The following is an 8868-nucleotide window of genomic DNA, read 5'->3' on the forward strand; positions in this document are numbered from 1 at the left end:
GTTCCCGCCCTATCCGGCCCGCTCAGGGCCGTCTGCAATCAAGGAATCTTCATGGCACGCGGCATCAACAAAGTCATTCTCGTCGGCAACGTGGGCAAGGACCCGGAAACGCGCTACAGCGCCGGCGGCATGGCCGTCACGACCATCAGCGTCGCCACGTCCGAATCGTGGAAGGACAAGCAGACCGGCGAACAGAAGGAAAAGACCGAGTGGCACCGGGTCAAGTTCTTCGGCCGCCTCGCCGAGATTGCCGGCGAATACCTGAAGAAAGGCTCGCAGGTCTACATCGAAGGCTCGCTGCGGACCGAGGAATACGAGAAAGACGGCGTCAAGCGCTATTCGACCGACATCGTCGCCGCGGAAATGCAGATGCTCGGCGGCCGTCCCGGCGGCGGCGACATGGAAGGCGGCTCGCGCGGCGGCGGCTATGAAGGCGGCGGTTCCCGCGGTGGCGGCGGCTACGAAGGCGGTGGTTCCCGCAGCGGCGGCGGCGAGCGCGGTCCCGCGCGCGGCCCGCAGTCCGCACCGCAGCGCGGCGCGCCGCAGCCGGTGCAGAACACCGGTTTCGACGACGACGACATTCCGTTCTGATTTTTACTTTGCAATCCAGTGAACTGTGGCGCCGCGGCGATCGAAGCACGCCGCCGCGGCGACGCGGCAACGGCCGGAGCGCGCGGCGATGGACCTGACGGACGACCCTGACGTGCCGGAGCCCGCGGCACGCTTCTCGCCGGAAGACGCGCAGCGCCGTGACCGGATCGCCGGCGGACTCGTCGGCCTGCTCGTCGGCGACGCGCTCGGCGTTCCCTACGAATTTCATCCGGCGGCCGAGCTGCCGCCATTCGCCGACATCGCCTTCGATCCGCCGCCGGGGTTCCGCCGCGCGCATGCGGGCGTGCCGCCGGGCACCTGGTCCGATGACGGCGCGCAGGCGCTGTGCCTGCTCGCCTCCTTGCTGGAGTGCGGCGGTTTCGACCTCGGCGATTTCTCGCGCCGGCTCGTGAACTGGTACGACGACGGCTATCTCGCGGTCGACGGCAGGGTGTTCGACGTCGGCCTGCAGACGCTGCAGGCGCTGAACGCACTGCGTTCCGGCGCGGCGCCGACCGCAGCGTCGCCGGCGGACGAACGCCGCAACGGCAACGGCTCGCTGATGCGCGTGCTGCCGCTCGCGCTGTGGCACGACGCCGACGATGCGGCGCTGATGCAGATGGCCGCGTGGCAGTCCGTGCCGACGCACGCGCACGTGCGTGCGCAGATCGCCTGCGGGTTCTACTGCCTCTGGGCCCGCGCGGAACTGAGCGGGCACATGGACGCCTGGACCGCGGCCGAGGAAAGCCTGCGCCGCCACGCCGATCCGTCCATTTTTCCCGTTCTGGAAATCGACATCGTGCTCGACCCGCGCCGCGCGCAGCAGGTCGGCGGCAGCGGCTATGTCGTCGACACCTTGTGGTCGGCGCGCCATGCGCTCGACCGCGAGACGAACTACGCCGACACCGTGCGCGCCGCCATCGCGCTTGGCAACGACACCGACACGACGGCTGCGGTGGCCGGCGGCATCGCCGGCCTGCGCTACGGGCTGGCCGGCATTCCGCCGATGTGGCGCGACGGACTGCGCGGCCGCGGGCTGCTCGATCCGCTGCTCGACGCGCTGCTCGCGCGCGTCGTGCCGGGCCTGCCGGCGGCTGCCGCGCGCGGCTGAGACCGGCGCGGCGTCGCGGTCACTGGAAGCCCTGGCGGAAGATGCGATCCGGCAGCGGTCCCGTCGTGTTCGTGATGCGCTGCGAGAGGATCTGGCCGCGCGTGACGCCGTCCGTGAAATACCGGCCCATGAACAGCGGCCGGCCGCGCGCGTCGAGATGCAGCTGGCCGGCCTCGTTTGGACCGTCGTCGCCGATGCCGGAGCCGCCGATGAAGCAGAAGCCGCTGTTGTTCGTCAGGCAGTTGCCATAGGTGGCATCGGGTTGCGACGTCGCCGTGAATGCCTGCGCCAGGAAATAGTTCGAGCCGGGACCGCTGACGCCCGCGGCGATCATGCGCGTGCCGTTGCCGTCGGCGAAGCGCACGTCGCGGAACGAACCGTTGTCGCCGAGACCCGCTTCGATGCGCTCCGAAAGCTGGCTGCCGGCGGCGTTGAAGCGCGCGAGCGCGGCGCGGCGGTTCGAGCCGTCGTCGGCAAAGGTGTGTCCGACGATCGCGATGTCGTTGTTGCCGGCGACGTCGATGCCGAGGATCTCGTCCGAATGCGCCGACAGCGTGCCGAAGTAGTAGACGCGCCGTCCGGTGTGGATCGTGTCGTAGCCGGCATTGAGCGAGCAGGTCGGCGAACAGAAACTCGTGTCCAGCGTGCCGTCGGCGTTGAGCTGCGCCATGACCGGCCGGGTCCGCGAGATCCCGCTGTCGAGCGCGATGCCGCCGAGCACGATCTTGCGGTCGTTGCGCACGGCCACCGCGTTGGCCTGATCGATGCGCAGGTTCGGGCCGAGATCGAAGAACACCTGGTTCTTGCCGTCGCCGCTGAAGGTCGTGTCGAGCGCGCCGTCGGACGCGCGCAGCCGCGCGATGCCCATATCGGTGTCCCCGGCCGTGGAGCGCTGCACCGAGCCGACGACGACGATGTTGTCGTCGCGATCGACCGCGACGGCGGTCGGATAATCGTCGTTGGATTGCCCGAGGCCGAAATTGACGACGGTGCCGCCATCGCCGGCGAAGCTCGTGTCGTCGCTGCCGTCGGTATTGAAGCGCACGATGCCGAAGTCGATGCCGTCGGCGCCGGCCCCCTGATAGCTGCCGACGACGACAATGCGGCCGCGGCCGTCGACCGTCGCCGCCTTGACCGACTGCAGTGCCGCTGCCTTGACCCGCGCCGTGCCGATCAGATTCGTGTTGGCGTCCCAGAACCTCAGGCCGATGCAGGCGGTATCGCCGCAGACCCCCGACTGGGTCGGCCACTGGACCACTTCGACCAGGCGCCCACCCGGCAGCGGCAGCAGCGCGACCGCGCTGAAGCTGATCGGCCCGTTGCTGGTCACACGGTATGTCGCATCGAGTTGTTCGGCGGCGACGGCAGCGCCGGGCAGGGCGGAAAGAGCGAGCAGCAGCAACGTGATACGGCGCATGAGGGGTTCCGGATGAGTGGTCGGGAGCGGAATACGCAGTCAGGCCGCCGGACCTGACAGTCGGCAGCGTCCGGGCGGTGCGCCGAGACGCCGTCGCGGGGCGGCCCGGACGGCCTTCTGGTACGCTTTCGGGCTCTGCGGCCGGCGTTTCCCGGCCGTATCGGGCAATCTGGAGCGACCCTGACGCATGAAAACCCTGCTCGTGACTGGTGGCGCCGGCTTCATCGGCGGCAACTTCGTGCTTGATCTGCTGGGCCAGGGCGGTTTCCGCGTGGTCAACCTCGACAAGCTGACCTATGCCGGCAACCTCGACACGCTGGCGCCGCTGCGCAGCCATCCGGACCACGTCTTCGTGCAGGGCGACATCGGCGACCGCGCGCTGATCGAGACGCTGCTCGCCGAGCACGAACCCGACGCCGTCGTGAATTTCGCGGCCGAGTCGCATGTTGACCGTTCCATCGACGGCCCGGCCGAATTCGTCCAGACCAACGTCGTCGGCACGCTGAACCTGCTGGAACGCTCGCTGGCCTACTGGCGCGGCCTGCCGCTCGAGCGCCAGGACGGCTTCCGCTTCCTGCACGTGTCCACCGACGAGGTCTACGGCTCGCTCGGCCCGGTCGGCAAGTTCACCGAAGAAACCGCGTATGCGCCGAATTCGCCGTATTCGGCGTCCAAGGCCGCCTCCGACCACCTCGTGCGCGCGTTCCACCACACCTACGGCTTCCCGACGCTGACGACGAACTGCTCGAACAACTACGGTCCGTATCAGTTTCCCGAAAAGCTCATTCCGCTGATGATCCAGAAGGCGCTCGCGGGCGAGCCGCTGCCGGTCTACGGCGACGGCCGCAACGTGCGCGACTGGCTGTTCGTGCGCGACCACTGCCGCGCGATCCAGCGCGTGCTCGAAGCCGGTCGCACCGGCGAGGTCTACAACGTCGGCGGCGATTCCGAGCGCGAAAATATCCATGTGGTAAAGACCATTTGCGGACTTCTGGACCAGCGCCGCCCGCTCGCCGACGGCCGCCGCCGCGAAAGCCTGATCACCTACGTCAAGGACCGCCCGGGCCACGACCGCCGCTACGCGATCGATTCGAGCAAGCTGCAGCGCGAACTCGGCTGGGCGCCGCAGGAAACCTTCGAGAGCGGCATCGCGCGCACGGTCGACTGGTACCTCGACAACCAGCCCTGGTGCGGCCGCGTGCTCGACGGCAGCTATCGCATGGAGCGCCTCGGCGGAGTCTGAGCGCAGATTGGGGGTATCGGGCGCCGCGCGCGCCTTCAGGCAGGACGGCAACGCAGGACGACGAACGTGACGACGAAGAAAGGCATCATTCTCGCCGGTGGTTCCGGCACGCGGCTCTATCCGCTGACCCAGGTCGTCAGCAAGCAGCTGCTGCCGGTCTACGACAAGCCGATGATCTATTACCCGCTGAGCGTGCTGATGCTCGCCGGCATCCGCGACGTGCTCGTCATCAACACGCCGCACGAGCAGGCGCTGTTCCGCCAGCTGCTCGGCGACGGTTCGCAGTGGGGCCTGTCGATCAGCTACGCCGCGCAGCCCTCGCCGGACGGTCTGGCGCAGGCGTATCACATCGGCGCCGATTTCGTCGGCACCGATCCGTCATGCCTGATCCTCGGCGACAACATCTTCTACGGCCACGGCTTCACCGACGTGCTGCGGCGCTCGGCCGCGCGCACGCAGGGCGCGACGGTGTTCGGCTACTACGTGCACGATCCGGAACGCTACGGCGTCGCGGAGTTCGACGCCTCGGGCCGCGTCGTCGGCCTCGAGGAGAAGCCCACCGCGCCGAAGTCGAACTACGCCGTGACCGGCCTGTATTTCTACGACGGCCGCGCGGTCGACTATGCGCGCAGCCTCAAGCCCTCGGCACGCGGCGAACTCGAAATCACCGATCTGAACCGCTGCTACCTCGAAGACGGCTCGCTGATGCTCGAAAAGCTCGGCCGCGGCTATGCCTGGCTCGACACCGGCACGCACGACTCGCTCGTCGAAGCCTCGAACTACATCGAGACCATCGAGAACCGCCAGGGACTCAAGGTCTGCTGCCCCGAGGAAATCGCGTTCCATAACAGCTGGATCGACGCCGACCAGCTGCGTTCGCTCGCCAGGCCGCTCGCCAAGAACGGCTACGGCCGCTACCTGCTGCAGATCGCCGAACACGGAGTCGCGCCGTGAAGGTCGTCGAAACGCGCCTGCCGGGCTGCGTCGTGATCGAGCCGGCGGTGTTCGGCGACGCGCGCGGCTTTTTCTACGAAAGCTACAACGCGGAAAAATTCAAGGCGGCCGGGCTCGACCTGCGCTTCGTCCAGGCCAACGTGTCGCGCTCGGCGCAGGGCGTACTGCGCGGGCTGCACTACCAGTGGCCCAATCCGCAGGGCAAGCTCGTCAGCGTCGTCGAGGGCGAGGTCTACGACGTCGCCGTCGACATCCGCCGCGGTTCGCCGACGTTCGGCCGGTACGCGGGCGTGATCCTGTCGGCCGACAACCACCGCCATTTCTGGGTGCCGGAAGGCTTCGCGCACGGCTTCGTCGTGCTGTCGGAGTTCGCGACCTTCGCCTACCAGTGCACCAACGTCTACGACGCCAAGGCCGACGCCGGCATCCGCTGGAACGATGCGGCGATCGCGATCGACTGGCCGGTCAGCGCGCCGCTGCTGTCGGCCAAGGACGAAAAGGCGCCGTTCCTCGCCGACGTCGCCGAAGACCGCCTGCCGGTCTACGAGGCCGTGTGACGCCACCTGCGCTTTCTCTATTTTTCTCACTCCTCCACACTCCGAACGCGACGTCGTGAAGATCCTTCTCCTAGGCGCCAACGGCCAGGTCGGCTTCGAACTGCAGCGCAGCCTCGCGCCGCTCGGCGACGTCGTCGCCGCGACGCGCAGCGGCACGCTGCCCGGCGGCATCGCGGGCGAGCGCGCCGATTTCCACGATGCCGCGGCGCTGCGTGCGCTCTGCGACCGCGTCGCACCGCAGCTCATCGTCAACGCCGCCGCGCATACCGCGGTCGATCGCGCCGAAGACGAGGAAACCCTCGCGCAGCAGGCCAACGGCGATGCGCCCGGCATCCTCGGCGCCTGGGCCGCGGCGCACGACGCGGCCGTCGTGCACTACTCGACCGACTACGTCTTCGACGGGCAGGGCACGCGGCCCTATCGCGAGGACGACGCGACTGCGCCGCTCGGCGCCTACGGCCGCTCCAAGCTCGCCGGCGAACAGGCGCTCGCCGCGAGCGGCGCCGAATTCCTGAATTTCCGCACCGCATGGGTCTACGGCGCGCGCGGCGGAAATTTCCTGCGCACCATGCTCAGGCTCGCGCGCGAGCGCGACCGTCTCGGCATCGTCGCCGACCAGCGCGGTGCGCCGACGCCGGCGCGGCTGATCGCGCAGACCACGGCGCTCGCACTCGCGCGCTGGCTGCCGCTCGCACGCGAGACGCGCCGCGCGCAGTCCGGCCACTATCACCTCGTCAGTGCCGGCGAGTGCAGCTGGCACGAATTCGCCGGCGAGATCTTCGCGCTCGCGCACGCCGCCGGGCTGATCGAGCGCATTCCCGAGGTCGCCGCGATCGCGACGGCCGACTATCCGACCAAGGCGCGCCGGCCGGCGTATTCCGTGCTCGACACGCGCCGGCTGCGCGACACGTTCGGCCTTTCGCTGCCGCACTGGCGGCAGGGCCTGCGCGACGTCATCGGCGAACTCGCGTGAGGGATGCGTCGAAAAACGTCGACGCGGATTCTTGCGAGGCATCCCGCGCGACTGCGCGTCCGAGTCTTTCGATGGACCACTGCTCATGCTGATTCCCGTAATCCTTTCCGGCGGCGCCGGCACGCGGCTCTGGCCAGTGTCGCGCAGCGCCTATCCGAAGCCGTTCATGCGGCTCGCCGACGGCGAATCGCTGCTCTACAAGACGCTCGATCGCGCGCTGTCGGTCGCCGACGGCGGCAACGTGCTGACTGTGACCGGCCGCGACTACTATTTCCTGACGCGCGACGAATACGCGACGCATCCGCACGCCGATCTCGACCGCCTGCCGTTCCTGCTCGAACCGGCGGGACGCAACACGGCGCCGGCGATCCTGCTCGCGGCGCAGTACGCGGTGACACATCTGTCCCCCGATGCCGTGCTGCTCGTGCTGCCGGCCGATCACCTGATCCGCGAGCTCGACCGCTTCGCCGCCGACGTGCGCCGTGCGCGCGAACTCGCCGAGGACGGCTGGCTCGCGACGTTCGGCATCGTGCCGACGCATGCGGAAACCGGCTTCGGCTACATCCGTCTCGGCGACGCGATCGCCGGCCGCGAAGGCCGCGAAGTCGCAGCGTTTGTCGAAAAGCCCAGGCGCGAGGTTGCCGAGGGCTATCTCGCCGCCGGCGATCACGTCTGGAACTCGGGCATGTTCTGCTTCCGCGCCGACGCGCTGCTCGACGCGGCCGCGCAGGCCTGTCCCGAGATACTGGCCGCCGCGCGCGCCTGCCAGGCCAGCGCGGTCAGTTTCGACAGTCCGATCGAATACGCGCGCGAGGCGTTCCTCGCGCAGCGCGACATCTCAATCGATTACGCCGTGATGGAACACGCGCCGCGCCGCGCCGTCGTGCCCGCGACCTTCGACTGGAGCGACATCGGTTCGTGGAAGGCGGTCAGCGAACTCGAAGCCGAGTCCGACGAACAGGGCAATCGCGTGCGCGGCCAGGCCATCCTGATCGAGAGCAGCAACTGCTACATCCAGAGCGACAAGCGCATGGTCGCCGCGGTCGGCATCAAGGATCTCGTCATCGTCGACACCGACGATGCCGTGCTCGTGGCCGACAAGGACCGCGCGCAGCAGGTCAAGCTCGTCGTCGACCGGCTGCGCGCCGACAAGCACGACGCGGCCGCGTTCCATCAGACCGTGCACCGTCCCTGGGGCAGCTACACGGTTCTCGAGGACGCCGACGACTGCAAGGTCAAGCGCCTCGTCGTGAAGCCCGGCCACGTGCTGAGCCTGCAGAAGCATCATCGCCGCAGCGAGCACTGGACCGTCGTCAAAGGCACGGCCAGGGTGCGCGTCGGCGAACGCGAATTCCTGCTCAACGCGAACGAATCGACCTACATCCCGATCGACACGCTGCACCGGCTCGAGAATCCGACCGCCGAGGACATTCATCTGATCGAAGTCCAGTGCGGCGACTATTTCGGCGAGGACGACATCGTGCGGCTCGAGGATCGCTACGGACGTGCGGCTCGGAACTGACATCCGGTGATCCGGTTGCGCACGGTTTCCCGATTGACCTGTGGCCTGCCCCAGGTCACAAACGGCATGGTGGCGGGACGCGGCGCCTGAGAGTTCCGGCGGCGACGTTCCAGTGAAGGGCGTTACGAGTCACGGCGCGGTCACGGGGGCCGCCGCCGCAATCCAGCCAAGGAGTTTTCCATGTCGATCCGTCGCCTGGCCGCCGGCCTGGCCATGATGATGGGTGCCGCGGGCGCGCAGGCCGAAGTGCCGCTCGCCGATTTCGCGCGCCACGTCCAGTACTCCAGCGTCAAGATTTCTCCGGACGGCGAGTACATCGCCGCCGACGCCGTCGTCGACAATCGCCGTTCGCTCGCGATCATGCGCCTGAGCGACATGAAGGCGACGCGCATCACGCCGCGCATGGACGACATCGTGTCGTTCACCTGGGTCGGCAAGCAGCGGCTCATGTACACGGTCGGGGAACCGATCGGCGGCTTCGAGTTCCCGGTGGCGAACGG

At 68.5% G+C, this 8868-nt stretch carries 8 protein-coding genes and 1 pseudogene; 8 read left to right on the forward strand and 1 reads right to left on the reverse strand.

The annotated features are described in order from the left end of the window. Positions 1-51 precede the first annotated feature (51 nt). Together ssb and VLF18_RS13230 are read left to right on the forward strand one after the other, a co-directional pair. Entirely contained in the window at positions 52-591 is a 540-nt protein-coding gene (gene ssb, locus VLF18_RS13225) for a single-stranded DNA-binding protein (RefSeq protein ID WP_325280101.1), read from the forward strand. 88 nt (positions 592-679) lie between these two features. After that, positions 680-1702, forward strand: a complete 1023-nt coding sequence (locus VLF18_RS13230; protein ID WP_325280102.1) for an ADP-ribosylglycohydrolase family protein — start codon at positions 680-682, stop codon at positions 1700-1702. Positions 1703-1721: 19 nt separating this feature from the next. Here VLF18_RS13230 and VLF18_RS13235 read toward each other — a convergent pair whose 3' ends face one another. After that, positions 1722-3119: a hypothetical protein gene (locus VLF18_RS13235; protein ID WP_325280103.1), complete on the reverse strand. Its 1398-nt coding sequence runs from the start codon at positions 3117-3119 to the stop codon at positions 1722-1724. A 187-nt stretch (positions 3120-3306) separates the two neighbouring features. On the opposite strand from VLF18_RS13235, the gene rfbB reads away from it, so the two are divergent. The 6 genes and pseudogenes from rfbB to VLF18_RS13265 form a co-directional block, all read left to right on the forward strand. Beyond that, positions 3307-4362: a dTDP-glucose 4,6-dehydratase gene (gene rfbB / locus VLF18_RS13240; protein ID WP_325280104.1), complete on the forward strand. Its 1056-nt coding sequence runs from the start codon at positions 3307-3309 to the stop codon at positions 4360-4362. Between the two features lie 66 nt (positions 4363-4428). Then, positions 4429-5316, forward strand: a complete 888-nt coding sequence (rfbA, locus tag VLF18_RS13245; RefSeq protein WP_325280105.1) for a glucose-1-phosphate thymidylyltransferase RfbA — start codon at positions 4429-4431, stop codon at positions 5314-5316. Continuing rightward, positions 5313-5873, forward strand: coding sequence for a dTDP-4-dehydrorhamnose 3,5-epimerase (rfbC, locus tag VLF18_RS13250; RefSeq protein ID WP_325280106.1), 561 nt, complete (start codon positions 5313-5315; stop codon positions 5871-5873). The genes rfbA and rfbC overlap by 4 nt, the downstream gene beginning before the upstream one ends. 55 nt (positions 5874-5928) lie before the next feature. Then, a complete protein-coding gene (gene rfbD / locus VLF18_RS13255; RefSeq protein WP_325280107.1) occupies positions 5929-6846 on the forward strand; it encodes a dTDP-4-dehydrorhamnose reductase in 918 nt (305 codons plus the stop codon). 85 nt (positions 6847-6931) lie between these two features. Beyond that, complete coding sequence (locus VLF18_RS13260; protein WP_325280108.1) at positions 6932-8368, forward strand: mannose-1-phosphate guanylyltransferase/mannose-6-phosphate isomerase; 1437 nt, start codon at positions 6932-6934, stop codon at positions 8366-8368. A 180-nt stretch (positions 8369-8548) separates the two neighbouring features. Beyond that, positions 8549-8868, forward strand: a pseudogene (locus VLF18_RS13265) (S9 family peptidase); the annotation flags it as partial.

The sequence above is a fragment of the Tahibacter sp. genome, from assembly GCF_035481375.1.
Lineage (GTDB): Bacteria > Pseudomonadota > Gammaproteobacteria > Xanthomonadales > Rhodanobacteraceae > Tahibacter.

Excerpts from the sequence above, each read along its gene's own strand:
- ssb (WP_325280101.1), top strand. The coding sequence starts at position 52 with ATGGCACGCGGCATCAACAAAGTCATTCTCGTCGGCAACGTGGGCAAG.
- VLF18_RS13230 (WP_325280102.1), top strand. The coding sequence starts at position 680 with ATGGACCTGACGGACGACCCTGACGTGCCGGAGCCCGCGGCACGCTTC.
- VLF18_RS13235 (WP_325280103.1), bottom strand. The coding sequence starts at position 3,119 with ATGCGCCGTATCACGTTGCTGCTGCTCGCTCTTTCCGCCCTGCCCGGC.
- rfbB (WP_325280104.1), top strand. The coding sequence starts at position 3,307 with ATGAAAACCCTGCTCGTGACTGGTGGCGCCGGCTTCATCGGCGGCAAC.
- VLF18_RS13260 (WP_325280108.1), top strand. The coding sequence starts at position 6,932 with ATGCTGATTCCCGTAATCCTTTCCGGCGGCGCCGGCACGCGGCTCTGG.